The organism is Amycolatopsis mediterranei (assembly GCF_026017845.1).
GTDB lineage: Bacteria > Actinomycetota > Actinomycetes > Mycobacteriales > Pseudonocardiaceae > Amycolatopsis > Amycolatopsis mediterranei.
This window is the reverse complement of the sequence record NZ_CP100416.1, coordinates 2,321,661-2,346,576: the sequence shown is the minus strand read 5'-3', so window position 1 is coordinate 2,346,576 and position 24,916 is coordinate 2,321,661. Positions and strand designations below refer to the sequence as shown.

Here is a 24,916-nt window from a genome sequence, read left to right as displayed (position 1 = left end):
CAATGTGGCCTTCGGTGCGTTCAACGCACCGAAGGCCACATTGGGTGCGTTGAACGCAACCAAGGCCACATTGGGGCACTCGGGTCGGCGCGGGCCCGGCGCCTTCCTCGACCGCCGGGCCCGCGCCGATCCCCGCTCAGATCTGCGGGCGCGGGGTGCCGACCGGCGGCGTCGGGGTGCTGTCCGCGCCGACCGTCGCCCGCGGGGCCGCCGCGTGCGTGCTCATCTCGCCCGTGCGCTGGGCCGGGGTCTCCAGCTGGTGCTCCATGTTCGCCATCCAGCCGCGCCAGCGGTCCTGGGCCGGCTTGATCAGGCCGCCGCCGAAGCCGACCACGATCACGCCGCCGATCGTCGCCAGGACCGCGATCAGCACCGGGCCGGTGATGGCCGTCGCGATGTTCACCTGGCCGAGGGCCGCGATGATGCCGAACGCCATGATCAGCCAGTAGGCCGCCACTGAAAGCGGGCGCGCCGCACCGCGGCCGGACAGCGCGGACGCGACGACGTCCCGCACCACCTTCGCGATCGCCGCGGCCACCACGACGAGCACCAGCGCCACCACGATCCGCGGCAGGAACGCGATGATGTCGTTGAGCAGCTGGCTCACCGGGTTGGTCGGCCCGAACACGCCGAACGCCAGCTGCAGCGCGATCAGCAGAATGAAGTAGTAGACCAATTTGACGAGGATCCCGGTCGCGTCGATCTTCTGCTGGCCGATCTTTCCGCTCAGCCCGGTCCGCTCGACCAGTTTCCCGAAACCGGCTTTCCCGAGCACGAGTGCCAGCCCTTTCGAGACGGCTTTCGCGATCAACCAGCCGATCAGCAGGATGATCAGGAATCCCACGAGTTTCGGGACGAACGTGGCCACCATGGCCCACGCCTGCCCGAGCCCGTCCTTAAGTTGCTCGCCCATACCGACTCCCTCCACGGATTTGCACCGGATCGTCGATCAAGTACCCGGGGGCGGCAACTCGTGCGCCCCACGATCGAGTGAGACGACTGGCGCGGAAAGATCACCCGTGGCCATACTGGTTCTACCGGTGGGGACCGGGGAGACGAGGCCGTCCGGCGCAGCGTAAACCGCAAGCGCCGGGCGGCCTCGAGCATTATCCGGAGACAGGCACTGTCCGGACAGGCACGAATCCGGCCCCCAGGGGTGCCGGGGGCCGGATCAGGGAAACCTCAGGCGGCGCGCAGCGCGTCGCGGAGTTTCACTTTCGCGCCGGTGCGCATGACGGCGTTCCGGTAGATCCGCGCGGCGAGCCAGATCAGCCCCGGAATCAGCAGCACCACCAGCCCCACCGACACCACCGCTTCCCAAACGGGCACCCCGCCCATCGCCAGGCGCATCGGCATCAGCGTCGGCGAGAACACCGGAATCACCGAAAGCACCTCGACGAACGTGTTGCCCGGATCCGACGGCAGCACGGAAATGCCGATCACGTACCCGGCGATCACGAACATCAGGGCCGGCATCGTCGCGCCGCCGACGTCTTCCTGGCGCGAAACCAGCGCCCCGAGCGCGGCGAACACGATCGAGTACATGAAGAACCCGAGCAGGTACCAGACCACCAGCCAGACGACCGTGCCCACGGCCGCGGAAACGGAGATGGTCAGCACTCCGGTGGACAGCCCGGCGATGACCCCGCCGGCGCCGATCACGAGCATCTGGATCAGCCCCACCACCCCGATCCCGAGCACCTTGCCTGCCATCAGCTGCCACGGCTTGATCGTCGACAGCAGCAGTTCGACGACCCGGGACGTCTTTTCCTCGACGACACCCTGGGCCACGCTCTGGCCGTTGATCATCAGCGACAGGTAGATCAGGATGCCGGCGACGATGCCCAGCACGAGCTGCTGGCCGTTGTAGTCGTACGGCTCCTCCAGCGGCGGGTCCTCGACGAACTTCGCGGACGCGATCGCCGCCTGGAACCGGGCCGGGTCACCGCCCAGCGCCGTGACCTGCCGGCTGACCGCGACCTGCTGCGACACGAGCTGCAGGACGTTGGCGAGCTTGCCGTCGAGGTCCTTCTTCACCTGGACGTGCACGTTCTTGCCGTCGCCGGTGAGCAGCGCGTCGAGCGAGCCGTCGGCCAGCTTCGCGCGCCCGGCGGCCTCGTCGGCGACCTGAGTGGTCTCGATGTTCTCGTCGAGGGTCTTCCCGACCGCCTTCAACGGCGCCGAAAAGGCGGCCGTCGCGGTGGTGAACCCGACCTTGGCGTCGGGGCCGCTGCCGCCGGAGATCAGCTTGATCGCCACGATGCCGACCACGATGAGCAGCAACATGATCACGGTGCTGACGCGGAAGGCCTTCGACTTCACACGGGTGCTGATCTCGCGGGAGGCGACCAGGCCCACCGCGGCCGTCGGGCTCATCCGAACATCCGGAACCGGGGTACTCATGCGCACACCTCGCTGACGCTCGGTGCGGCCTGAGCAGCAAGCGCAGTGTTGGATGATTCGGTCGCAAGCTCCCTCATGCGGAAACCTCCTCGGTGGTGACGACGGACCGGAACAGGTCGGTCAGCGACGGCTGCTCGCGGGCGAACTCGTGGACCGGCCCGGTGGCCAGCGCCGCCTTGAGCACGGCCTGGTCGTCGGCGCCCTCGCCCAGCTCGAGCTCGGTCACCGCGCCCGTCCGCCCGAGCACCTTCACCCCGGGCAGGCCGTCGGCCCACCCGTCGGCGGCCTCGGGGACGTCGACCCGCAGCCGCACGGCGCCGCCGGCGCGCAGCTCGTCGACCGTGCCCCGGGCGACCATCTGTCCACTGCGGACGATCCCGACGCGGTCGCAGAGCCGTTCCACCAGATCGAGCTGGTGGCTGGAGAACACGACCGGCACCCCCTCGGCCGCCTTCTCCTTGAGCACCTGGCTCATCACGTCGACCGCGACCGGGTCGAGGCCGGAGAACGGCTCGTCGAGCACCAGGATCCGTGGCTCGTGCACCAGCGCCGCGGCCAGCTGGACGCGCTGCTGGTTGCCGAGGGAGAGCTTCTGCACCTCGTCGTCGCGGCGGCCGGCGACGCCCAGCCGTTCGGTCCACTTCTCCGCCGACGCCCGCGCGTCGGCGGCGGGCATGCCGTGCAGCCGCGCGAGGTAGGTCAGCTGCTCGGCCACCTTCATCTTCGGGTAGAGCCCGCGTTCTTCGGGCATGTATCCGATGTGGCGGCGCGTTTCGTGGGTGACCGGGACGCCGTCGTAGCGGACTTCGCCGGCGTCGGCGGACAGCACCCCGAGCGCGATCCGCATGGTCGTGGTCTTGCCGGCGCCGTTGCTGCCGACGAAGCCGAACAGTTCGCCCGGCCGGACGTCGAACGTCATTTCCCGCAGGGCGACCACTTCGCCGTAGCGTTTGGACACCCCATCGATCTCCAAACCGGTCATTCCGGTTCCCCCGTTCCTGTGTGGCCTCGATCCTAGGCAGTGCGTAGACGCACCGCCTACCCTCGCGCGTTGCCGCGAGGGGCTACCAAAGTTGCGGGCACGTAGGATCGCCTCGCCATGGATGGAACCCCCGCCCCGCGCCCGGTGCCGAAGCACCACGGACTGTCCGCGAAGACGCTCCGGCGGCTGGAGCACGCGTCCGGCAGCCTGGCGAGCGCGAGCATCGCGGTGATGGAACAGCGGCTGCCCTGGTTCGCCCGGCTGCCCGCCGACCAGCGCGCGAGCGTCCTGCTGATCACCCAGGCCGGGGCGGCCGGCTTCGTCTCCTGGCTGCGGGATTCCAAGGAGGCCCTCAAGCTCACGACCGAGGCGTTCCGCGACGCGCCGGCCGAGCTGTCGCGGTGGATCAGCCTGCGCCAGGCGGTCGGCATGGTGCGGCTGGCCATCGAGGTGTTCGAGGAGCAGCTTCCCGATTTCGCCGCGAACGAAGCCGAACGTGCCGCTTTGATCGAAGGAATCCTGCGCTACGGCCGGGAAATCGCCTTCGCGGCGGCGAATTCCTACGCCGCCGCGGCCGAAGCGCGCGGTGCCTGGGACGCCCGGCTGGAGGCGCTGGTCGTCGACGGCATCGTCCGCGGCGACGCCGAGGAGTCGGTGCTCTCGCGCGCCACGGCGCTCGGCTGGGAACCGTCGGCGGCGGCGACCGTCCTGGTCGGCAACCCGCCGTCGGAGGACCCGCCGACGGTGGTGTTCGAGGTCCGCAGCCGCGCGGCCCGCGTCGGGCGTCCGGTGCTGCTGTCGGTGCAGGGTTCCCGGCTGGTGGTCGTGGTCGGCGGCCCGACCGACGGCGGGGTGAAGGAGCGGGAGATCCTGACCCGGATGTCGGTGGCGTTCGCCGAGGGCCCGGTGGTCGCCGGCCCGACGGTGCCGTCGCTGGCGGAGGCCCACCACAGCGCGACGGAGGCGTTGTCGGGGCTGCGCGCGGTGGTCGGCTGGCCGGGCGCGCCCCGGCCGGTGCGGTCCGCGGACCTGCTGCCCGAGCGCGCGCTGTCGGGCGACGCGGAGGCCGAGCGGCTGCTGGTGGACACCATCGCGCGCCCGCTCGAGGAGGCCGGGCCGACGCTGCAGCGCACGGTGGAGGCGTACCTGGAGAGCGGCGGCGTGCTGGAGACGTGCGCGAAGACGCTGTTCGTCCACCCGAACACGGTCCGCTACCGGCTGCGGAAGGCCGCGGACCTCACGGGCTGCCAGGCGACCGACCCGCGCGACGCCCTGGTGCTGCGGATCGCCTTGACCGTCGGACGGCTGGCGAGGGCCCGCGGGCTTTGGTGACGCCGCGGATGTCGAGACCGTCGTGCCGGCTCCGTCCCCGGGGTACGAGTGGCCGCCGGGGCCGCGTGACGGAGGAGCAACCATGACGATCCAGCGGATGGACAACGTCGGCGTCGTCGTCGACGACCTCGCGGCGGTGACCGCGTTCTTCGTCGCTCTCGGCCTGGAGCTCGAGGGCGAGGCCACGGTCGGCGGACCGGAGGTGGACGTCCTCGTCGGGCTCGAGGGTGTCCGGTGCGACATGGCCGTGGTGCGCACCCCGGACGGCCACGGGCGGCTCGAGCTGATGAAGTTCCACGCGCCGGCGGCCCCCACCGCCGACCGGGACGCGCCGGTCAACGCGTTCGGTCTCCGCCGCATCATGTTCGCCGTCGAGGACATCGAGGCCGTCCTGACCCGCGCGCGCTCGCACGGCGCCGAACCACTGGGCGAGCTGGTGCAGTACGGGGACAGCCACCGGCTCGCCTACATCCGGGGCCCCGAGGGCCTCATCGTCGCGCTGGCGGAAAACCTCGGCTGAGCTCCCTTCCCGAGACGGGCGTCACGTGATGGACTTAACAGCGAAAGGTGATTGAACCCGACAAGGCTTCCGGGTTACGCGCGAGCTTCTGCGGCGCGTCTTTGGAGGTTTCCGACAAAGACGCCGCACAGACACTGTGAACGTCGGCATCCCGGAAAACACCCTCTGCCGTGTTGTCTTGAAGGGTGACAGCAGCAGTCCTCGCTCCCGGCCAAGGGGCCCAGGCCCCCGGTATGTTCACGCCCTGGCTCGACCTCGACGGCGCGCGCGAGCGCGTCGCCCAGTGGTCCGAGCGCGCCGGGCTCGACCTGCTCCGCGTCGGCACCGAGGCGGACGCCGACGAGATCCAGGACACCGCGATCGCCCAGCCGCTGATCGTCGCTCTGTCGCTGCTCACCTTCGAGCACCTCCAGGCCACCGCTCCGGTCGCCGCGGACGCGCCGGTCGCCGGCCACTCCGTCGGCGAGCTCGCGGCCGCCGCGATCGCCGGGGTGCTGAAGCCGGAAGACGCCGTCGCGCTCGCCGCCGTCCGCGGTGCCGAGATGGCGAAGGCGTGCGCGCTGGAGCCGACGTCGATGGCCGCGGTCATGCTCGGGGACCCCGAGCAGGTCGTCGCGTGGCTCGAAGAGCAGGGCCTGACCGCGGCGAACCGCAACGGCGCGGGGCAGATCGTCGCCTCCGGTGCCGCCGACACGATCGCGAAGATCGTCGCCGAGCCCCTCGAAGGCACGAAGATCCGCGCCCTCAAGGTCGCCGGCGCGTTCCACACGCACTACATGGCGCCCGCCGAAGAGGCGATGCGCGCCCACGCCGCCGAGCTGACCCCGGCCGACCCGGTCCGCCCGCTGCTGTCCAACGCGGACGGCGCCGTCGTCACCAGCGGGGCCGAGTACCTGGCGCGGCTGGTCTCCCAGGTCACCCGCCCGGTCCGCTGGGACCTGACGATGGACGGCCTGGTCTCCCTCGGCGTCACCCGCACGATCGAACTCGCGCCCGCGGGCACCCTGACCGGCCTGGTCAAGCGGCAGCTCAAGGGCGTTGTCACCACTATCACCGCGCTGAAGACGCCGGCCGAGCTGGCGGCGCTGCGCCAGGAGGACGCCTCGTGACCGACCGACCCGCCCTGAGCCTCAACCCCGGCTCCCGCGGCAGCCGCGTGCTGGGCATCGGCAGCGCGCAGCCCGAGAAGATCGTCACCAACGACGACCTCTCGAAGTTCATGGAAACCAGCGACGAGTGGATCCAGTCGCGCGTCGGGATCATCGAGCGGCGGTTCGCCGAAAAGGACGAGTCGCTGACCGACTTCGCCGTCGCCGCCGGCAAGGCCGCGCTGGAAGACGCCGGGGTCGACCCGTCCGAAGTGGACACGGTGATCCTGCCGAACTGCACCATGCCGACGCTCATCCCGAACGCCGCCGCGCAGGTCGCCGCCCGGATCGGCATCCCCAGCCCCGGCGCGTTCGACCTCAACGCCGCGTGCGCCGGGTTCTGCTACGGCCTGGGCGTCGCCTCGGACCTGATCCGGGCGGGTTCGGCGAAGAAGGTCCTGGTCATCGGGGCCGAGAAGCTCACCGACTCGGTCGACCCGACCGACCGCGCGAACGCGATCATCTTCGCCGACGGCGCGGGCGCCGCGGTCGTCGGCGCGTCCGACGAGCCGGAGATCGGCCCGGTGTCGTGGGGCAGCGCGGGCGACCTGGTCGACCTCATCTACATGCGCGACGACAAGTACATCTACCAGGAGGGCCAGTCGGTCTTCCGGTGGGCGACCACGAAGATCGCGCCGATCGCGATGCAGGCGCTCGAGGTCGCCGGGCTCAAGCCGTCCGATGTGGACGTGCTGATCCCGCACCAGGCGAACCTGCGCATCGTCGAGGCGATCGCGAAGAAGCTGCGGGCCAACGGCGCCCGCGAAGACATGGTCGTCGCCGACGACATCAAGTACTCCGGCAACACCTCGTCGGCCTCCATCCCCCTCGCGCTGGACCACATGCGCAAGGCCGGGACGGCGAAGCCCGGCGACGTGGTGCTGGCGGTCGGGTTCGGCGCGGGCCTGTCCTACGCCGGGCAGGCGTTCATCTGCCCCTGATCACCGTTACGCTCCCCGCGGGCATTCGCCCGAGGGAAACAGACCCCCAGTAAGACCGAGAAGGGAACACCCCCATGGCTGACAACGCTGAGATCCTCGCCGGCCTCGCCGAGATCGTCGAAGAGGTCGCCGGTGTGGCTCAGGACGACGTCACCGCCGAGAAGTCGTTCGTGGACGACCTGGACATCGACTCGCTGTCGATGGTCGAGATCGCCGTGCAGGCCGAGGACAAGTTCGGCGTCAAGATCCCGGACGACGAGCTCGCCAACCTCAAGACCGTGGGCGACGCGGTGAACTACGTGTCGGCCAACTCGAAGTAAGTCCTCTTCCCTCCTTGAGGAGACTCCCATGAGCAACATCGACGTCGTGATCACCGGTCTCGGCGCCACCACACCGCTCGGCGGGGACGTCACGTCCACCTGGGACGGTCTGCTGGCCGGGGCGAGCGGGGTTCGCGCGATCGAGGCCGATTGGGTCGAGGAGCTGCAGCTGCCCGTCAAGATCGGCGGCCAGCTGGCCGTCGATCCCTCGGAGGTCCTGCCGCGGGTGCAGGCCCGCCGGCTGGACCGCTGCGAGCAGGTCGCGCTGATCGCCGCCCGGCAGGCGTGGGCCGACGCCGGGTACACCGAGCCGACCGACGAGCACACCGACGTCGACCCCGACCGCCTCGGCGTGTCGATCGGCACCGGCATCGGCGGCCCGGTCACCCTGCTCACCCAGAACGACCTGTTGCACCAGCAGGGTCTCCGCAAGGTGTCGCCGCTGACCGTGCCGATGCTGATGCCGAACGGCCCGGCCGCGCACGTGGGCATCGACCTCAAGGCGCGGGCCGGGGTGCACTCCCCGGCCTCGGCCTGCGCCTCGGGTGCCGAGGGCATCGCCAACGGCGTGGAGATGATCCGCTCCGGGCGCGCCGACGTCGTGGTCGCGGGGGGCGCCGAGGCGTGCATCCACCCGATCACGCTGGCCGGCTTCGCCCAGGCCCGCACGGTCTCCACGCGCAACGACGACCCGGCGAGCGCGTCGCGGCCGTTCGACGCCAACCGCGACGGCTTCGTCCTCGGTGAGGGCGCCGGCGTGGTCATCCTGGAGCGCGCGGACCTGGCGAAGGCCCGCGGGGCGCGCGTCTACGCGACGATCGCCGGGCACGGCATCACCTCGGACGCCTACCACATCACCGGCAACCACCCCGAGGGCATCGGCCAGATCGCCGCGATGCGCGCGGCGATGAAGATGGCCGGGGTGACCGCGGCGGACATCGGGCACGTGAACGCGCACGCGACGTCCACTGTGGTCGGCGACATCGGCGAGGCCGCGGCGATCCGCAACGCGATCGGGGAACACCCCGTCGTGACGGCGCCGAAGGGCTCGCTCGGCCACCTCGTCGGCGGGGCCGGCGCGGTCGAGGGGATCATCACGATCCTGTCGCTCTACCACGGTCTCGTGCCGGCCACCCGGAACCTGACCGACCTGGACCCGCGGGTGCAGCTGGACGTCGTCGCGGGCGAACCGCGCAAGGTCGAGCTGACCGCGGCGATCAGCAACTCGTTCGGGTTCGGCGGCCACAACACCGCGCTGCTGTTCACGGTCTGAGTTCTCCGGAACGAAGGAAGGGGCCCGGCTTCGGCCGGGCCCCTTCCTTCGTTTTCAGCACTTTTCGTGTTCGGGCGGCGGTCCACCGTCGACGGCGGCGGCGATCTTCAGTGCCTTGTTGTCGAGCACCATCGGCAGGACGAGCCGCCACTTGATGCACGGCTCGCGGAAGAACAGCGGGGCGTCCTCGACCGCCTGCCGGCTGGTGAAGCCGACCAGGACCCGCAGCGAGTTCCCGGACGAGCGCTCGATCCGGTAGACGAGGGCGTCGCTGTCCTTTGTGGTGCGCACCCCCCGCCTCCAGTCGGTCTGCGTCTGGGCGGCGGCCCGCTCGTCGGTGACCACGTCGGTCCACTGCGCGTACTGCTTGGTGTTGATGGCCGTGAAGTACTTCTCCAGCACCCGGCGCACGGCATCGGCCTGCGGGTGCCGCTTCGCGTCGTCGGTCATCCGGACGTCGTCGTCCACCGCGGCCGGCGCGCCGATGCTGGACGGCGACGGCGTCGACACCGCGATGGAGGCGTCGTCGGCGGGCTGGTCGGGACGGCGGTAGATTTCGCGCGCGAGCAAGCCGCCACCGACGGTCACGGACAGCACCACGACCACGACGGGCACCAGCCAGCGCTGGCGAGAGCTGGGGGCGGGGGTGGTCACGCGGAAAGCGTACCGGCCCCCGTCCCGGGGCTCAGCCGACCTGGTGCAGCCAGGTCACCGGCGCGCCGTCACCGGCGTGGCGGTAGGGCTCGAGCGCTTCGTCCCAGCTCGCGGCCAGGAGCTCGTCCAGCTTGTGCGCGAGGGACTCGCCGCCGCGGGTCATGCTGACGAGCGCGCGCAGCTGGTCCTCGCCCACCACGATGTCGCCGTTGGCGCTGGTCCGCCCGTGCCAGAGGCCGAGGCCGGGCGCGAAGCAGAACCGTTCGCCGTCGACGCCCGCACTGGGCTCTTCGGTCACCTCGAACCGAATCATCGGCCACGCCTTGAGGGCGGACGCCAGTTTGGCGCCGGTGCCCGCGGGCGCGCGCCATCCGCATTCGGCGCGAAGCTGACCCGGACTGGCCGGCTGCGCCGTCCACTTCAGGTCAACGCGGGCACCCAGGGTGCCCGAAATGGCCCACTCGACGTGCGGACACACCGCAGACGGCGACGAGTGGACGTACACCACACCTCGGGTGCTGCCACGGGTGCTCACTGCTACCTCCGCTTGTTGCTCGACGAGGGACGTCTTCCCCTACGCCCTACTTCGAGCTGCAGCGCGGCCTCAGTGCGGCTCCCGAATACCGCCTCCGATGCGTTGTAGCACATTCTGCACCCCAACCGTGCTGTTTGGCCACATGAACACCACAAGTCACCCACCACACACTTTCGGAGGGCAAGCGGCCGCGGCGCGCCCGTGTCGCGCGGATCCTTGCGCTGGGCGCGCTAGCGTGTTGACCCGGAACGACGAGAGGGAGGGACAGCGGTGCGACTGGTGCGCCTGGAGCGGCAGCAGTCCCGGGTGGCGGACGACATCCGGGCGGCACTGGCGTCCCTGGGCCGCGGCAGCACCGTGATCGGCGGGATCGCCCTGGTGGGCGTGGGCGGGGTGACGGACCGCCCGATCGAGGCGGTGGTCCTGCTCCCCCACGGCGTGATCATCGTGATCGGCGTGGACCTCCCGGACCCGGCCCTGCGCCTGGAGGCACCGCTGGGCGGCCCCTGGAAAGCGGACGGCTGGCCCCTGGTCGCGGACGACGATTCGGTGAACCCGGCCACGGAAGCGCTGGACATCTCCCAAGCTTGCGAAAGGCAAATTGCCGCACTTGTCCCGGGAACGGCCCCGGTGGGCACGATCATCGCGGTGGGACCGTACGTGGAGACGGTGGACCAGCCGGCGGCCGACCTGGCCGGACCGGTCCGGGTCCTGCACCCGACCCCGACGACGATGCTGGCGGCCACGGTATCCCTGGCCACGGCGCACCGGCCGCGATCGGTGGACCAGGTGCGGGCGCTGATCAGGGGGCTGGCGCCGTCGGCACCGGAGTTCACGGACGAGGTCCTGCTGGCCGAGGGCTTCAGCCGCCTGACGGACGATTCGCCGCCGGAGTCCCTTTGGGACGATGGCCCGCAGCAGTCACCGCCGGCTCCTGCTGGTGCTGTCGCCGCTGCCGCCCCGGTGGGGGTGGGTACCACCGACTGGCGGACCACGACGCCGGTTGGAGTTGCGCCGTCGCCCGCCGTGGTCCCGGAGGCCGCGGCAGAACCCCCTGCGGGCGACCGTCCCGCGGGCGAACCTTCCGCAGCCGAACCTCCTGCGGCCGAGCCTTCCGCGGCCGAACTTCCGGAGACCGCTCCCGCGGAAGTCACCGAGGTTCTTCCGTCGCCGGTGCAGGCGGAATCGGACCGCACGGATCCCTCGGTCGAGACGGAACCCACCGAGCTTCTCCCACGACCTCTGCAGACGGAACCGGGCCCTGCGGACCCTTCGGCGCGGCCGGTGTTCCCCGGTACCGAGAGCACTTCCCCCTCCGTCGAGGCGGAACCCACCGAGGTTCTCCCCACCGAAGCCGAGCACCCCACCGAAGCGGGGTCAACCACCTCGCAACCCGCCCCGCCACCCACCGCACCCGAGCCGCCCCGTGGCTCTTCCGGTCCGCTTCCCGCGGCCTCCCCGCAGCCCTTCCCCCGCCCGCGGCCGAAACCCGAACCCGCCGTCACTCCGCGGACCGTCCGCTGGCTGCCGCTCGGGGCCATCGGCGCCCTCGTTCTCCTCGTCGTCGCCGCCGTTGTCGTCGCCACCACCGGTGATGACACCGCCGCCGCTCCGGCGCCTCCGCCGGCCACCTCGAAATCGCAGCCTCCGCCGACCACGCCGGTGCGCAGCCTCCAGTTCGCCCTTCGCGCCGCCGGCGGGGATCAGCGATGTGCCTCCCACGCCTTCGGGGACACCCAGGCCAGCTTGCAGCAGACCAGCTGCTCCGGCGTCAAACGCGCCAGCTACGCCGCCACCGTCGACGGCCGGGGTGGGGCCGTCACCGTCGGGGTCGTCGACTTCCCCGATGCCGCGCAAGCCGCCGCCTTCAAGGCCGTCGCCGACACCCCGGGCGGGGGCGGTGTCCTCGACCTCGCCACCGAGACCGGCCAGTGGGGCGCCACCCCCGTCCCGCGGTTCGAGAACGCCGCCTACGCCAGCAAGCTCGACGGCTCGTCCGTGCGGCTCGTGCAGGCCGTCTGGGCGCCGGGACCGTCCACTCCGGACGATCCCGGCCTGGTCAGGGCGGCCACGGCCGCCCTCGACCTGCCCGCCCAGTAGCCCTCAGAGCCCGTACGCCTCCAGCAGCCGCAGCCACACCTCGCTGATCGTCGGGAACGACGGCACCGCGTGCCACAGCCGGTCCAGGGGCACCTCGCCGACGATCGCGATCGTCGCCGAGTGCAGCAGCTCCGAGACGTCCTGGCCGACGAACGTCACGCCCAGGAGCACGTTCCGCTCGGTGTCGACGACCATCCGGGCCTTGCCCGTGTAGCCGTCCGCGTGCAGGGACGAGCCCGCCACCGCGATGTCGATGTCGACGACGCGGTCCGCCGAGCCCGGCCGCGCGTCCGCCAGGCCGACGGCCGCGACCTCCGGGTCGGTGAACACCACCTGCGGCACCGCGTGGTGGTCGGCCGTGGCGGTGAACCGGCTCCACGGCGAAGCCGAAACCGGCGTGCCCGCGGCCAGCGCCGCCACCGTGTCGCCCGCCGCGCGGGCGCCGTACTTGCCCTGGTGGGTCAGCGGCGCCCGGCCGGTGACGTCGCCGGCCGCGAACAGCCAGTCACCGTCCACTGCGGACACCCGGCCGGTGTCGTCGGTCTCCAGCGGGTGCCCGGGCTCGATCCCGAAGCGCTCGAGCCCGGCGGTCGCCGGACGGCGGCCCGTGGCCACCAGGAACTCGTCGACGACCAGCGTCGAGCCGTCCTTCAGCGTCAGCGTCGTCCCGGAGTCCCCCGCGGCGACCTGCGAAACGCCCGAGTCCGTGTGCACCTCGACGCCGACTTCGCGCAGCCCCGCCAGCACGAGGTCACCGGCGAACGCGGCGTTGCGCGGCAGCGGCCGCGGGCCGGTGATCACCAGGTGGACCTCCGACCCGAGCGTCGCGAACGCCTGCGCCATCTCGACGCCGACCACGCCGCCGCCGAGGACGCCGAGCCGGGAGGGCACCGAAGGCGCCGACGTCGCTTCACGCGAACCCCACGGCCGGATCGTGTCGAGCCCGGGGATCGACGGCGTGCTCGGCACGCTGCCGGTGCAGACGATCACCGCGTGCCGGGCGGTCAGCACGCGGTCGCCGCCGACGGTGACCTCCCGCTCCCCGGTGATTTCCCCGTGCCCGCGAACCGGTTCGATGCCCGCCCCGCGGGCCCAGTCGACCTGCCCCGAGTCGTCGCCCTTGCCGGTGAACCAGTCACGGCGCGCGAACACCGCCGCCGGGTCGATCCGGTCACCGACCGGCACGCCGGGCACGCGCTTGGCGGCGGCGAGGAGATTTCCCGGCCGCAGCAACGCCTTGCTCGGGATGCAGGCCCAGTAGGAGCACTCGCCGCCGAAGCGTTCGTGCTCGACGAGGGCGACCTTCAGGCCTCCGCGGGCCGCCCGTTCGGCGGCCACCTCTCCCACCGGACCCGCACCGATCACCACTACGTCAAAAGTCTCTGCAGCCATGGCTTCAGGTCACACCACTACGCGGGATCACGCAAGCCAGCGGCTATCCTCCGTCGGGAAGCTGCAAGTCACCGATCCGGCCGAAAGCAGGCGGACACGGTCGGCGAGCCAACCCGCTCACCGGCACCTGTTCCGCCGTGGCTGCCGGTCGGATCGGTGACGATGACTCAGTCGGCGGCCCCGGGTGCCGTCGGACCCGGTGCGCGCGAACACATCACACGTTCGAGCACGGGAGGTTTGTCGTGGCCAGGAACACGGCTGTGCGGGTGCTGGATGATCTGACCGGTGAGCCCGCGGTGGAGACCGTCGGCTTCGGGCTGGACGGCATCGACTACGACATCGACCTCTCCTTCGCCAACGCCGAGGCGTTGCGCGGGCTCCTGCAGCGGTACGCCGACGCCGGCCGCCGCACCGGTGGCCGCAAGAACCGGCCCCGGACTGTCCCGGGCGCCGAGAAGACCGCGCCGAAGACGGCCGTCGCAAAGGCCGCGGCCACACCCGGGAGAGCGAAAGCCACGCCGCCCGCCGCGAAGGCCGCGCCCGCCAAAGCCACGCCCGGGCGAACGAAGGCCACGTCCGCCGCCGGGAAGGCCGCGCCCGCCAAGCCCGCGTCCGCCGAAGGCACCTCGGCCAAGGCCGCATCGACCAAGACCGCATCGACGAAGGCCGCCGCGACCAAGCCCGCGCCGGCGAAGACGACCCGCGCGAAGGCCGAACCCCCGAAGACCGCGGAGCCGAAGGCCACCACCCGGGCCGCCGCGCGCAAGGTGCCGACCGTCACGTTCTCGGCGGCCGAGTAAGTCCACAGTAGACGGCTCAGGCGGCGCGCTGGGCGCCGTCGGCGTGCCAGGACGGGTAGCGGTAACGGGTGTGCAGCAACGCCCGCTGCCGCGCCAGCTCGGCCGCCGACGGCGGCCGGGGCACGAACGTCCCGAGCAGCTGCGACGCCGCCGCCCGCACCGCCGCCTCGACCGCCGGGAACCCGGGCCGCAGGCCGTGCTCGGCCAGCGACGCCACCGGGCTGCGGTGCGAGTCGAGCGGGCGCGGGTCCGGCGGCGCGCCGGTCAGGTAGCGGCCGACGAGCCCCGCCGACGTCTCGACCAGCAGCGTCGAGTGGGCCAGCAGGCCGGTCTTGGTGCGGAACACGGCGAACCCGCACAGCTTCGCGTCGCCGACGAACAGCCCGCGGTCGCCGATCCGCGGCACCAGGCCGAGCTGGTCGACCGCGGCGCTCATCACCTGGCCGAGCGCCTCCAGGGGCCGGTCCGCCGGTCCGGGCAGGACCAGCGTCACGTTCAGGTTGCCGGGGTCGTGGAACACCGTGCCGCCGCCGCTGGCCCGGCGCAGCACCGGGACACCGTCGCGGACGCACTCGTCGATCCGCACCTCGCGCGCGATCCGCTGCCCGCGGCCCACGACGACGCACACCGGGTTGCGCCAGAGCCACAGCACCGGTGACTCGGGCGCAACCCGGAGGAGCGCTTCGTCGAAAGCGAGATTCTCGGCCGGATCCGTGAACGCCGCACGAACATCCGACCCGGTCGTCATAGCGCCTTGAGTTCCTCCACGATCTCGCCCACCGACGACTTGGCGTCCCCGAAGAGCATGCTGGTCTTCGGATCGTAGAACAGGTCGTTGTCGATCCCGGCGAACCCCGAGCTCATCCCGCGTTTCAAGACGATCACGGACCGGCTCTCGTTGACCTTGAGGATCGGCATCCCGTAGATCGGCGAGCTGGGGTCGGTCTGCGCGGCCGGGTTCGTGACGTCGTTCGCGCCGATCACCAGCGCGACGTCGGTCTGGGCGAACTCGGAGTTGATCTCGTCCATCTCCTTGAGCTGCTCGTACGGCACGTCGGCCTCGGCGAGCAGCACGTTCATGTGCCCGGGCATCCGGCCGGCCACCGGGTGGATCGCGTAGGCGACCGTGATGCCCTTCTTCTCCAGCAGCTTCGCCATCTCGCGGACGGTGTGCTGCGCCTGGGCCACGGCCATGCCGTAGCCCGGAACCACGACGACCTTGCTCGCGTACGCCATCTGGATCGCGGTGTCGGCCGCGCTCGTCGAGCGCACCGGACGGGCTTCCTTCGCGCCGCCGGCGGCCGCGACCGCCGGGCCGCCGCCGAAGCCGCCCGCGACGATCGCCGGGATGGACCGGTTCATCGCCTTGGCCATCAGGTTGGTCAGGATCGAGCCGGACGCGCCGACGATCATGCCGGCCACGATCAGCGCCGTGTTGTCCAGCGCCAGGCCCATCGCCGCGGCCGAGAGCCCGGTGAAGGCGTTGAGCAGGGAGATCACGACGGGCATGTCCGCGCCGCCGATCGGCAGCACCACGGTGAGGCCGAGGATGCCCGCCGCGACCAGCAGCCCGATGATCAGCAGTTCGCTGTCGCCGCCGGTGATGATGAGCACCGCGCAGACGACCGCGATCAGCAGGAGCAGCGCGTTGACCGGCTGCTGCAGCTTGCCCATGGTGATCGGGCGGCCGCTGATCAGCTCCTGCAGCTTGCCGAACGCGACGTTCGAGCCCCAGAAGGAGATCGACCCGATGATCGCCGCGAACAGGGACGCGATCGCGATGTACGCCGGTTCGTGCGCGTAGCCGTCGGTCGAGTTGAACTCGACCCACGCGATGAGCGCGACCGCACCGCCGCCGACGCCGTTGAACAGCGCCACCATCTGCGGCATCGCGGTCATCTTGACCTTGCGCGCCGACGGGACGCCGACGACCACGCCGATCCCGACGCCGAGGGCGATGAGCACCCAGTTGCCCATCCCGGGGGTGAGCAGCGTGGCGAGCACGGCGATGCCCATGCCGACCGCGGCGATCCAGTTGCCGCGGACCGCGGTGCGCGGGCCGGTCAGGCCCATCAGGCCGTAGATGAAGAGGGCGAACGCGATGATGTAGAGGATCGCGATGAAGTCGGTCACTTCTCGTCCTCCTCACCGGCGGCGGGTTTCTTGGCCTTGAACATCGACAGCATCCGGTCGGTGACGAGGAACCCGCCGACGACGTTGATGGTGCCGAAGGCGATGGCGATCACCAGCAGGATCTTGTTGAACACCCCGTCGACGCCGAGGCCGAGCACGACCAGCCCGCCGAGCAGCACGATGCCGTGGATGGCGTTGGTGCCGGACATCAGCGGCGTGTGCAGGGTGTTGGGCACCTTGGAGATGACGGCGAAGCCGACGAACCCGGCGAGCACCAGCACCGCCAGGTTCTGCACCAAAGGACTCACGACGCGCTCCCTTCGCGCCCGGCCACGCAGGCACCGGCGACGATCTCGTCCTCGAAGTTCAGCTCGAGCGCGCCTTCCTTCGTCACCAGCAGCTCCAGCAGCTCGGTGACGTTGCGCGCGTACAGCTCGCTGGCGTGCGAAGGCATTTCGGCGGGCAGGTTCAGCGGGGACGAGATGGTGACGTCGTGCTCCACGACGTCCTCGCCCGGCTTGGTCAGCTCGCAGTTGCCGCCGGTTTCGCCGGCGAGGTCGACGACGACCGACCCGGCGGGCATGCCCTTGACGGCGTCCGCGGTGACCAGGGTCGGTGCCTTGCGGCCCGGGACCAGCGCCGTGGTGATGACGACGTCGAACTTCGTGATGGCCTCGGTGAGCCGCCGCTGCTGCTCGTCGCGCTCCTCGGCCGTCAGCTCGCGGGCGTACCCGCCTTCGCCGACCGCCTCGATGCCGAGGTCGAGGAACTGCGCGCCGAGCGACTTGACCTGTTCGGCGACCTCGGGCCGCACGTCGTAGCCGGTGGTCTGCGCGCCGAGCCGTTTCGCGGTGGCCAGCGCCTGCAGCCCGGCGACGCCGGCGCCGAGCACCAGCACCTTGGCCGGCGGGACGGTGCCGGCCGCGGTGGTGAGCATCGGGAAGAACCGCGGGAGCTTCTGCGCGGCGAGCAGCACCGCGCGGTAGCCGCCGATGCTGGCCTGCGACGACAGCGCGTCCATCGCCTGCGCCCGGGAAATCCGCGGGACCGCCTCCATCGCGAAGGCGCGTAACCCCGCTTCTTCGAGCTTCGCGAGCCCGTCCGGGTTGCCACGCGGATCGAGGAAACCGACGAGCACGGCGCCCCGGCTCAGTTTCCCGACTTCCGCGGGCGAAGGCGGGTTGACCTTCACGACGATCGGCGCTCCCCAGGCGTCGCCGAGTTCGGCGCCCGCCTGGGTGTACGCGTCGTCACTCAGGTGCGCACCGGACCCGGCACCCGGCTCGACGACGACGCGCAGCCCGCGCTGCACGAGCCGCCCGACGAGCTTGGGCACCATGGCCACCCGCCGCTCCCCGGGGCGTGATTCGGCCACCACACCCACGGTGAGCTGCTGGCTCTGTTCGCTGTCCGTCACACGACCTCCTCATCGGCGAGGCACGATCCGAGGGTTGTACCACGCCGGACCGACAGTCCCCAGTGACGTGGGTCGCAAGTCTCCGGGTTGTGCCAGAAGATACGAAGGTCTGGCAGGAAACGTTCAGGCGGATTTCCAGTGCGGGACGCCCAGCAGGACCAGACGCAGCCGTTTTTCCGCCGTTCCGGTGATTTTCTCGTCTTCACCAGGGCGGGCTTCCAGCAGTTCGACAATGGTCGTCAGCATCACGGAAACGATCAAGTCGGCCAGCATGTGGAGGTCTTCGGTGCTCCACTCGCGCAGCTTCGGGAACCGGGCGAGATCGATCGCGAGGTCGCCGGAGAACAGGCGCAGTTCGACGCCGATCGCCTCGGCGAGCGAGCCGCCGGCGTACCGCTCGCGGGTGAGGAACCGGAAATGGTCCTCGTTCGCCCGGACGAATTGGTGCAGCGTCGTCACCGACGCGCTGATCATCCCCTGGTAGGTGTCCGGATCCGTGCGCGCGGAGCGGATCATGCCGCGCAGCGTGCGCGTCGCCTCTTCGACGAGCGCGACGCCCAGGTCCTCCATCGAGGCGAAGTGCCGGTAGAAGGCCGTCGGGACGATGCCGGCGCCCTTGGCGACCTCGCGCAGCGAGAGCGTGGCGAACGGCCGGTCGGCCAGCAGTTCGAGCGCGGTGTCCAGCAACGTCTGCCGGGTGCGCAGTTTGCGCTCTTGGCGGCTCACCGGCGTCAGGGGTTCGGACACGAAGTCCAGCGTACGGGTGTCCACCGCGTTGCTCACGTCACATCCTCGGGGTCTCGCGTTGACAGGGCGTCCACTCCTGCAGTGCACTGTTGAGTGTACAGCCGTTCACTGTAATCGAGGAGGTTCCCGATGACGGCGCTCATCCCCCGGCGGGTGCGCGGCCTCGCCTCGCTGGCCGAGGCGCTGCTGACGCCGCACGGGATGGACCGGTACCTGGAGCTCGTCGACCCGATGCTGGTCCGCCGCGAGATCCGCGGGCTGGTCACGGCGGTGCGCAAGCAGACGCCCGACAGCGTCACGCTCACCGTGCGGCCCAGCCGCGCGTGGCCGGGCTTCACCGCCGGCCAGTACGTCCGCCTGCAGGTGGAGATCGACGGCGTCCGGCGCACGCGCTGCTATTCGCCGTGCGGTTCGCAGTACGACGGCGAACTGGAGTTCACGGTCAAGGAGCAGGGCCTGGTCTCCGGGCACCTGAACCGCACGATCGGCGTCGGCTCGGTGGTCAATCTGTCCACTCCGGACGGTGGCTTCACCTTGCCCGCCGAGCGGCCGGACCGCGTGCTGCTGATCGCCGGCGGCAGTGGCATCACGCCGGTGCTCGCCATGGCCCGCACGCTGGCCGACGAGGGCCACGCCGGCGAGATCGTGTTCGTGCAGTACTCGAACGGCCCGGCCGACGCGCTCTACCGCACCGAACTGGCCGAGCTCGCCGCCCGGCACCCCGGGCTGCGGGTCGTGCACGCCTACACCCACTCGGAAGGCGGGGACCTGACCGGGTTCTTCTCGCCCGAGCACCTCGAGCGGGTCGCCCCGTGGTTCCGCGACGCCGACGCGTTCGTCTGCGGCCCGAAGCCTTTGATGGACGCCGTGCGTGAGGAGCTCGGTGAACGGGTGCACACCGAAGAGTTCACGCCGCCGGCGCTGACCTTCGACACGGAGAACGCCGAGGGCCAGGTGCGCTTCAAGCGCAGCGGGCGCGAGTGCGCGAACTCGGGGAAGCCGTTGCTGGAGCAGGCCGAAGAGGCCGGGCTCTCGCCGGAGCACGGCTGCCGGATGGGCATCTGCTTCTCGTGCACCCAGCTCAAGACGGCCGGACGTGTCCGCAACGCCAAGACGGGCGAGATCTCCGGCGAAGAAGACGAAGAAATCCAGCTCTGCATCTCCGTCCCCGTCGGGGACGTCGAGATCGACGCTTAGGGAGACAGCCATGACCGGTCTGCAGGACCGCCTGACCCCGGAACAGGTCGAGGAGTTCGGCCGCGAGCTCGACGCGCTGCGGCAGCGGATCGTCGACGACCTGGGCCAGGAAGACGTCGACTACATCCACGACATCATCAAGAAACAGCGCGGCCTGGAGGTCGCCGGGCGGGCGCTGCTGTTCGCCGGGTTCTTCCCGCCGGCGTGGCTCGCCGGCGTCGGCGCGCTGTCGCTGGCCAAGATCCTCGACAACATGGAGATCGGCCACAACGTCATGCACGGCCAGTACGACTGGACGCGCGACCCGGCGCTGAGCTCGCAGCGGTTCGAGTGGGACACCGTGGCGCCGGCGGAGAACTGGCGGCACTCGCACAACTACATCCACCACACGTACACGAACATCGTCGACAAGGACCGCGACGTCGGCTACGGGATCCTGCGGATGGACACCGCCCAGAAGTGGCATCCCTACTACCTGGGCAACCCGGTGTACGCGACGCTGCTGGCGATCTTCTTCCAGTGGGGCGTCATGCTGCACGACCTCGAAGTCGAGAACGTCGTCAAGGGCTCGCGGACCTGGACCGAGAACGTTCCGGTACTCCGCCGGATCGTGCGGAAGGCGTCGCGGCAGATCGGGAAGGACTACGTCCTGTTCCCGCTGCTGACCGGCCCGCTGGCGCCGCTGACCTTCCTCGGCAACGCGACGGCGAACCTGACCCGCAACCTCTGGGCGTTCGCGATCATCTTCTGCGGCCACTTCCCGGCGGACGTCGAGAGCTTCACCGAGGAGGAGACGGCTTCGGAGTCGCGCGGGCAGTGGTACCTGCGCCAGATCCTGGGATCGGCGAACATCACCGGCGGCCCGCTGTTCCACATCCTGAGCGGCAACCTGTCGCACCAGATCGAACACCACCTGTTCCCCGACATCCCGGCGCGCCGGTACCCGCAGATCGCCGGCGAGGTGCGCGCGATCTGCGAGAAGTACGGGCTGCCGTACCACACGGGCCCGCTGCGCAAGCAGCTCTGGTCGGTGGCGAAGAAGATCGTGAAGCTGGCTCTCCCGCAGAGTGGGCCGTCGCCGGTTACGGTGGAACCCGACCGGCAGCTCCGAGCAGCGTGAGGGTGACATGGTGGGTCAGTTCGAACGGGAGAAGGACACCCTGCAGGTGATCACCGAATCAGCGGCGACGCACGTCGGCAACATAGCTTCGATCATCACCGGCGCGATCCGCGACATCGCCCGCGAGACGGGCGACTGGCTCACCGACGTCATCGAGATGCGGGAAGCCGCGCAGCGGGCCCAGGAGGACGACCCGGACACGCTGTGAGTCCTCTTCACAAAGGCCGGCTTGGGGACGAAGGTCCTCGAGCCGGCTCTTTGCGTGACGGAATTGTCGGTGGTCTCCGGTAGCGTGGAATTCGGGGGGCGCCCCCGGGCCGCCTGAGGGCACACCGGGGAAACCCGGATCGGCAGCGCCCGGCACCACACTGGACCTTTCCGGGGCGTGGACCGGGGGAAAACCGGATGGGCCCGGCCGCCGCGCCGGGTGAAACTGAATCCGTGACCACCCTCGACCCACCCCACCACCCCCTGCGCCGCGTCTTCGGCCCCCTCGCCTCGCGGGACTTCCGGGCCGAGTACCTCTGGTTGTCGCTCGCCGCCCCGCTCACCGTCTTCTCGCTGGTCAGCTTCCTCGTCGTCGTCGCGCTCGGCCTCTGGCTCACCCCGGTCCTGCTCGGCTTCCTCGTCCTGGCCGGCGCCGTCTTCTACGCCCGCGGCCTCGGCGCCGCCCACCGCGGCCTCGCGAAACGCCTGCTCGGCGTCAGCGTCCCCGCGCCGCGGCGGCCCGAACTCAAGCCCGGGCTGTGGAGCTGGGTCAAAGCGCGCGTCGGCGATCCGGCGGGCTGGCGGGCCGCCGGTTACCTGCTCCTGCGGCTGCCGCTCACGCTGGCCGGCCTCTTCACCGTCTTCGTCGCGACCGTCTACAGCGTCGCCGCCACCACCTACTCCTTCCTCTGGTTCCCGCTGGGCGAACGCCGGCTGCCGGTCTTCGCCATCCACGCCGAAAGCTGGGCCGGTGCGCTGGTCTGGTCGGCGTCGGGGCTGCTCGTGCTGGTCGCGCTGCCGCGGGTGACGCACGCCTTCGCCGCCCTCGACCGGCTGCTGGTCGTCGGGCTGCTCGGCGCGCGTGAGCTGACCGAACGGGTGCGTGACCTCGAAGCGAGCCGCGCGACCGCGGTCGAGGACGCCGCCCTGCGGCTGCGCCGCATCGAACGCGACCTCCACGACGGCGCGCAGGCCCAGCTCGTCGCGCTGGCCATGAAGCTCGGACTGGCCAAGGACGAACTGGCGGACGCCGGCCTCCCGCAGGTCAACGAGCTGGTCACCGCCGCGCACGCCAACGCCAAGCAGGCGCTGACCGAGCTGCGCGACCTCGCCCGCGGCATCCACCCGGCCGCGCTGGACGCCGGCCTCGACGTCGCCCTCGCCACGCTCGTCGCGACGTCCGGGATCGACGCGCGGGTCGCCGTGGACCTGCCGCGCCGTCCACCGCCCTCGCTGGAGACGATCCTCTACTTCAGCGCCGCCGAGCTGCTCACGAACGCCGCGAAACACGGCGGGACGACGCTGGTCGAAGTCACCGAGGAGCGCGACGTCCTGCGGCTGCGTGTCCGCGACAGCGGCTCCGGCGGCGCGCGGATCGTGCCGGGCGGCGGCCTGGCCGGCGTCGCCGAGCGGCTGCGCACGGTCGACGGCGAACTGACCGTCAGCAGCCCGCAAGGCGGTCCGACCGAAGTGTCCGCACGGGTGCCGCTGCCCCGCTAGGGTCGCGGCATGCGGATCGTCATCGCGGAGGACTCCACCATCCTGCGCCACGGCCTCGTCGAGCTGCTGACCTTCCGCGGCCACCAAGTCGTCGCCGCGGTGAAGGACGCCGACGCGCTGCGCGAAGCGGTCGGCACCCACGCACCCGACGTGTCCATTGTGGACATCAGGATGCCGCCGACGCACACCGACGAAGGCCTGCGGGCGGCGATCGCGCTGCGCCGCGAGCTCCCGGGCTGCGCGATCCTGCTGTTTTCCCAGTACGTCGAGACGAAGTACGCGGCCCAGCTGCTGGCCGACCGCGCGGGCGGCGTCGGCTACCTGCTCAAAGACCGCGTGGCCGAGGTCTCGGACTTCCTCGACGCGCTGCGCCGGGTGGCGGACGGCGAAACGGTCCTCGACTCCGAAGTCGTCAGCCAGCTGTTCTCGGCGACGCGCCGGACGGACGCGCTCGGCGCGCTCACCCCGCGGGAACGCGATGTGCTGGGCCTGATGGCGGAAGGCCGGTCGAACTCCGCGATCGCGGCGAAGCTGTTCCTTTCGCCCGGCTCGGTGGAGAAGTACGTGACGTCGATCTTCGGCAAGCTCGGCCTGCCACCGTCCGAAGGGGACAACCGCCGGGTGCTCGCGGTGCTGCGCTACCTGGATTCCTGAGCGAACACCTGGTCGCGGTAGCGGGGCCGGTCCCCGTCCGGCTTTCCGCGGACCGTCCGGCAGCCCGGGCCGCGGCAGCTGCCCGGCGTAGTGCTCGAGCAGCTGGACCCACCATGACCGCCGAACCCGCGAAGAAGCCCGCGGCTCCTTAGGCTGGGCCGCATGTACTCCACCGAGATCGAGGTCCGCACCGGCTCCGAAGCCGTCGTCCACGACCTCACCCACGAAGCCGAGGCCTTCCTGCGCGACGCCGACGCCACCGACGGGCTGCTGCACGTCTGGGTCCCGCACGCCACCGCCGGGCTGGCCATCCTGGAAACCGGCGCCGGCAGCGACGAGGACCTGCTGACCGCGCTCGACGAGTTGCTCCCCCGAGACGGCCGCTGGCGGCACCGGCACGGGAGCCCGGGTCACGGCCGTGACCACGTGCTCCCGGCGCTGGTGCCGCCCTACGCGACGGTCCCGGTGCTCGGCGGCGTCCTGGCGCTGGGCACCTGGCAGTCGATCTGCCTAGTGGACACCAACCTCGACAACCCCGTCCGCAAGGTGCGGTTCAGCCTCCTGGCGGGCTGACCGGCCCGGCCACAGCGTCACCAGCAGGCCCACGGCCAGCAGGGCGCCGAGCACCCACAGCGCGGTCGTCACGTCCGGCGCGTCCGGCACGCCCTGCAGCAGGCTGCGCAGGCCTTCGGCGGAGAACCGGAACGGCGTCCACGACCACAGCAGCGCGCGGTAGGCCGGGTTCAGCAGCTCCGGCACCTGCCCGGCCACCGCGGGCGCGACCAGGTACAGCGGCGCGAGGACGGCCATCGCGCGCAGGCCCAGCACGCGCAGCAGCCCGGCCTGCAGGGCCGCGAAAGCCGTCGCGGCGAGGAAGACGAAGCCGAGGACGTCCGGGGTCAGCGGCAACGCCGAATCCCACAGCGCGAAGAAGCCGGCCACGACCGCCGTGATCAGCACGCCGGCCCCGGTCACCTGCAGGAACCGCGCCCCGGCCCCGATCGGGCGGCCGGTCCGCTTCGCGAGCTGCGTCAGCGCGAGCCCGGCGATGAGCGCGCCGATCCACGCCAGCGCGCTCGCGGCCAGCGGCGCGACCCGGCCCGCGGCGCCTGCCGGGTGCAGGACCTCCTGCTTCGGCGCGCCGGCCAGCGCGGTCGCGGCGCCGGTCAGCGCCTGCTGGGCGACCTGGGTGCCGGCCGGGTTGACCGCCCCCGAAGTCACGACCGTCGCGGCCGGTCCCGGGGCGAGTTCGAGCACGCCGTAGACCTTCTTGTCTTCCAAGAGCTGCCGCGCTTCGGCCGGGGTCGCGACGGTCCAGGCGAGCTGGCCGCCGCCGTGCGCGGCGATGCGCTGCGCGATCTCCGGCGGGGCGGCGACCGCGACCGGAACACCGTCGGGCGCGAGGGTCGCCTGCGCGCCGAAGGTGAGGAATCCGAGCACCACCGCCACCAGCGCGCCGGCCACGGCGGCGACCAGGGCGAGCACCCCTGCGGGACGGGTCATCACTGCCTCCACTTATTCTTCGCGTGTTGAATTACGGC

General features: G+C 71.3%; 26 protein-coding genes. 14 read left to right on the top strand and 12 right to left on the bottom strand.

Going from position 1 to position 24,916, the window contains the following annotated elements; translation table 11 throughout:
- Nucleotides 1-136 precede the first annotated feature (136 nt).
- From ISP_RS11210 to ISP_RS11200, 3 genes are all read right to left on the bottom strand, one after another.
- Entirely contained in the window at nt 137-913 is a 777-nt protein-coding gene (locus tag ISP_RS11210; RefSeq protein WP_013223993.1) for a mechanosensitive ion channel family protein, read from the bottom strand.
- Between the two features lie 269 nt (nt 914-1,182).
- Nucleotides 1,183-2,403 carry an ABC transporter permease gene (locus ISP_RS11205; protein ID WP_230468761.1) on the bottom strand — a complete coding sequence of 407 codons (1,221 nt, stop codon included), beginning with the start codon at nt 2,401-2,403 and terminating at the stop codon, nt 1,183-1,185.
- Nucleotides 2,404-2,476: 73 nt separating this feature from the next.
- Complete coding sequence (locus ISP_RS11200) at nt 2,477-3,385, bottom strand: ABC transporter ATP-binding protein (RefSeq protein ID WP_013223991.1); 909 nt, start codon at nt 3,383-3,385, stop codon at nt 2,477-2,479.
- 117 nt (nt 3,386-3,502) lie between these two features.
- Here ISP_RS11200 and ISP_RS11195 point away from each other — a divergent pair, with 117 nt between their 5' ends.
- The 6 genes from ISP_RS11195 (at nt 3,503) to ISP_RS11170 (ending at nt 8,919) form a co-directional block, all read left to right on the top strand.
- Nucleotides 3,503-4,717, top strand: coding sequence for a PucR family transcriptional regulator (locus ISP_RS11195; protein WP_013223990.1), 1,215 nt, complete (start codon nt 3,503-3,505; stop codon nt 4,715-4,717).
- A gap of 82 nt (nt 4,718-4,799) precedes the next feature.
- Nucleotides 4,800-5,237 carry a VOC family protein gene (locus ISP_RS11190; protein ID WP_013223989.1) on the top strand — a complete coding sequence of 146 codons (438 nt, stop codon included), beginning with the start codon at nt 4,800-4,802 and terminating at the stop codon, nt 5,235-5,237.
- A gap of 185 nt (nt 5,238-5,422) precedes the next feature.
- A complete protein-coding gene (locus ISP_RS11185) occupies nt 5,423-6,346 on the top strand; it encodes an ACP S-malonyltransferase (protein WP_071831651.1) in 924 nt (307 codons plus the stop codon).
- Nucleotides 6,343-7,326 (top strand): beta-ketoacyl-ACP synthase III, encoded by a 984-nt coding sequence (locus tag ISP_RS11180; protein ID WP_013223987.1) that lies wholly within the window; start codon nt 6,343-6,345, stop codon nt 7,324-7,326. Before ISP_RS11185 ends, ISP_RS11180 begins: the two co-directional genes overlap by 4 nt.
- 74 nt (nt 7,327-7,400) lie before the next feature.
- Complete coding sequence (locus tag ISP_RS11175) at nt 7,401-7,646, top strand: acyl carrier protein (RefSeq protein WP_004559006.1); 246 nt, start codon at nt 7,401-7,403, stop codon at nt 7,644-7,646.
- A 28-nt stretch (nt 7,647-7,674) separates the two neighbouring features.
- Nucleotides 7,675-8,919 carry a beta-ketoacyl-[acyl-carrier-protein] synthase family protein gene (locus ISP_RS11170; RefSeq protein ID WP_013223986.1) on the top strand — a complete coding sequence of 415 codons (1,245 nt, stop codon included), beginning with the start codon at nt 7,675-7,677 and terminating at the stop codon, nt 8,917-8,919.
- A 54-nt stretch (nt 8,920-8,973) separates the two neighbouring features.
- On the opposite strand, the gene ISP_RS11165 is transcribed toward ISP_RS11170, so the two are convergent.
- On the bottom strand, nt 8,974-9,573 hold the full coding sequence (locus ISP_RS11165) for a hypothetical protein (RefSeq protein WP_013223985.1): 600 nt from the start codon (nt 9,571-9,573) through the stop codon (nt 8,974-8,976).
- Between the two features lie 31 nt (nt 9,574-9,604).
- A complete protein-coding gene (locus tag ISP_RS11160; RefSeq protein WP_013223984.1) occupies nt 9,605-10,108 on the bottom strand; it encodes a DUF3145 domain-containing protein in 504 nt (167 codons plus the stop codon).
- Nucleotides 10,109-10,378: 270 nt separating this feature from the next.
- Between ISP_RS11160 and ISP_RS11155 the strand changes: the two genes are divergently transcribed.
- Nucleotides 10,379-12,208 (top strand): serine/threonine-protein kinase, encoded by a 1,830-nt coding sequence (locus ISP_RS11155; protein ID WP_013223983.1) that lies wholly within the window; start codon nt 10,379-10,381, stop codon nt 12,206-12,208.
- A 3-nt stretch (nt 12,209-12,211) separates the two neighbouring features.
- Here ISP_RS11155 and ISP_RS11150 read toward each other — a convergent pair whose 3' ends face one another.
- Nucleotides 12,212-13,600 carry a dihydrolipoyl dehydrogenase family protein gene (locus tag ISP_RS11150; protein WP_034284234.1) on the bottom strand — a complete coding sequence of 463 codons (1,389 nt, stop codon included), beginning with the start codon at nt 13,598-13,600 and terminating at the stop codon, nt 12,212-12,214.
- Nucleotides 13,601-13,842: 242 nt separating this feature from the next.
- Between ISP_RS11150 and ISP_RS11145 the strand changes: the two genes are divergently transcribed.
- Nucleotides 13,843-14,400, top strand: coding sequence for an Lsr2 dimerization domain-containing protein (locus ISP_RS11145; RefSeq protein ID WP_230468760.1), 558 nt, complete (start codon nt 13,843-13,845; stop codon nt 14,398-14,400).
- Nucleotides 14,401-14,416: 16 nt separating this feature from the next.
- On the opposite strand, the gene ISP_RS11140 is transcribed toward ISP_RS11145, so the two are convergent.
- The 5 genes from ISP_RS11140 to ISP_RS11120 all read right to left on the bottom strand — a co-directional run bounded on the left by ISP_RS11140 (nt 14,417) and on the right by ISP_RS11120 (nt 18,733).
- Complete coding sequence (locus ISP_RS11140; RefSeq protein WP_013223980.1) at nt 14,417-15,148, bottom strand: lipoate--protein ligase family protein; 732 nt, start codon at nt 15,146-15,148, stop codon at nt 14,417-14,419.
- Nucleotides 15,145-16,533, bottom strand: coding sequence for an NAD(P)(+) transhydrogenase (Re/Si-specific) subunit beta (locus tag ISP_RS11135; protein WP_013223979.1), 1,389 nt, complete (start codon nt 16,531-16,533; stop codon nt 15,145-15,147). Before ISP_RS11135 ends, ISP_RS11140 begins: the two co-directional genes overlap by 4 nt.
- The gene (locus ISP_RS11130; RefSeq protein WP_013223978.1) at nt 16,530-16,832 is read right to left on the bottom strand and encodes an NAD(P) transhydrogenase subunit alpha part 2; all 303 of its coding nucleotides are present in this window, start codon (nt 16,830-16,832) and stop codon (nt 16,530-16,532) included. The genes ISP_RS11135 and ISP_RS11130 overlap by 4 nt, the downstream gene beginning before the upstream one ends.
- Nucleotides 16,833-16,837: 5 nt before the next feature.
- The gene (locus ISP_RS11125) at nt 16,838-17,950 is read right to left on the bottom strand and encodes a Re/Si-specific NAD(P)(+) transhydrogenase subunit alpha (RefSeq protein ID WP_013223977.1); all 1,113 of its coding nucleotides are present in this window, start codon (nt 17,948-17,950) and stop codon (nt 16,838-16,840) included.
- A gap of 123 nt (nt 17,951-18,073) precedes the next feature.
- Complete coding sequence (locus ISP_RS11120; RefSeq protein ID WP_013223976.1) at nt 18,074-18,733, bottom strand: TetR family transcriptional regulator; 660 nt, start codon at nt 18,731-18,733, stop codon at nt 18,074-18,076.
- Between the two features lie 93 nt (nt 18,734-18,826).
- On the opposite strand from ISP_RS11120, the gene ISP_RS11115 reads away from it, so the two are divergent.
- From ISP_RS11115 to ISP_RS11090, 6 genes are all read left to right on the top strand, one after another.
- A complete protein-coding gene (locus ISP_RS11115; RefSeq protein ID WP_013223975.1) occupies nt 18,827-19,894 on the top strand; it encodes a ferredoxin reductase in 1,068 nt (355 codons plus the stop codon).
- A gap of 10 nt (nt 19,895-19,904) precedes the next feature.
- Nucleotides 19,905-21,014: a fatty acid desaturase family protein gene (locus ISP_RS11110; RefSeq protein ID WP_013223974.1), complete on the top strand. Its 1,110-nt coding sequence runs from the start codon at nt 19,905-19,907 to the stop codon at nt 21,012-21,014.
- A gap of 7 nt (nt 21,015-21,021) precedes the next feature.
- Nucleotides 21,022-21,222: a hypothetical protein gene (locus tag ISP_RS11105; RefSeq protein ID WP_013223973.1), complete on the top strand. Its 201-nt coding sequence runs from the start codon at nt 21,022-21,024 to the stop codon at nt 21,220-21,222.
- A 197-nt stretch (nt 21,223-21,419) separates the two neighbouring features.
- Nucleotides 21,420-22,721, top strand: coding sequence for a sensor histidine kinase (locus ISP_RS11100; RefSeq protein ID WP_013223972.1), 1,302 nt, complete (start codon nt 21,420-21,422; stop codon nt 22,719-22,721).
- Between the two features lie 9 nt (nt 22,722-22,730).
- The gene (locus ISP_RS11095; RefSeq protein WP_013223971.1) at nt 22,731-23,375 is read left to right on the top strand and encodes a response regulator; all 645 of its coding nucleotides are present in this window, start codon (nt 22,731-22,733) and stop codon (nt 23,373-23,375) included.
- A gap of 162 nt (nt 23,376-23,537) precedes the next feature.
- Nucleotides 23,538-23,948 (top strand): secondary thiamine-phosphate synthase enzyme YjbQ, encoded by a 411-nt coding sequence (locus tag ISP_RS11090; RefSeq protein ID WP_014466759.1) that lies wholly within the window; start codon nt 23,538-23,540, stop codon nt 23,946-23,948.
- Here ISP_RS11090 and ISP_RS11085 read toward each other — a convergent pair.
- Complete coding sequence (locus ISP_RS11085) at nt 23,886-24,878, bottom strand: YhgE/Pip domain-containing protein (RefSeq protein WP_176742186.1); 993 nt, start codon at nt 24,876-24,878, stop codon at nt 23,886-23,888. The two genes, ISP_RS11090 and ISP_RS11085, sit on opposite strands and share 63 nt — an antisense overlap.
- Nucleotides 24,879-24,916: the final 38 nt, after the last annotated feature.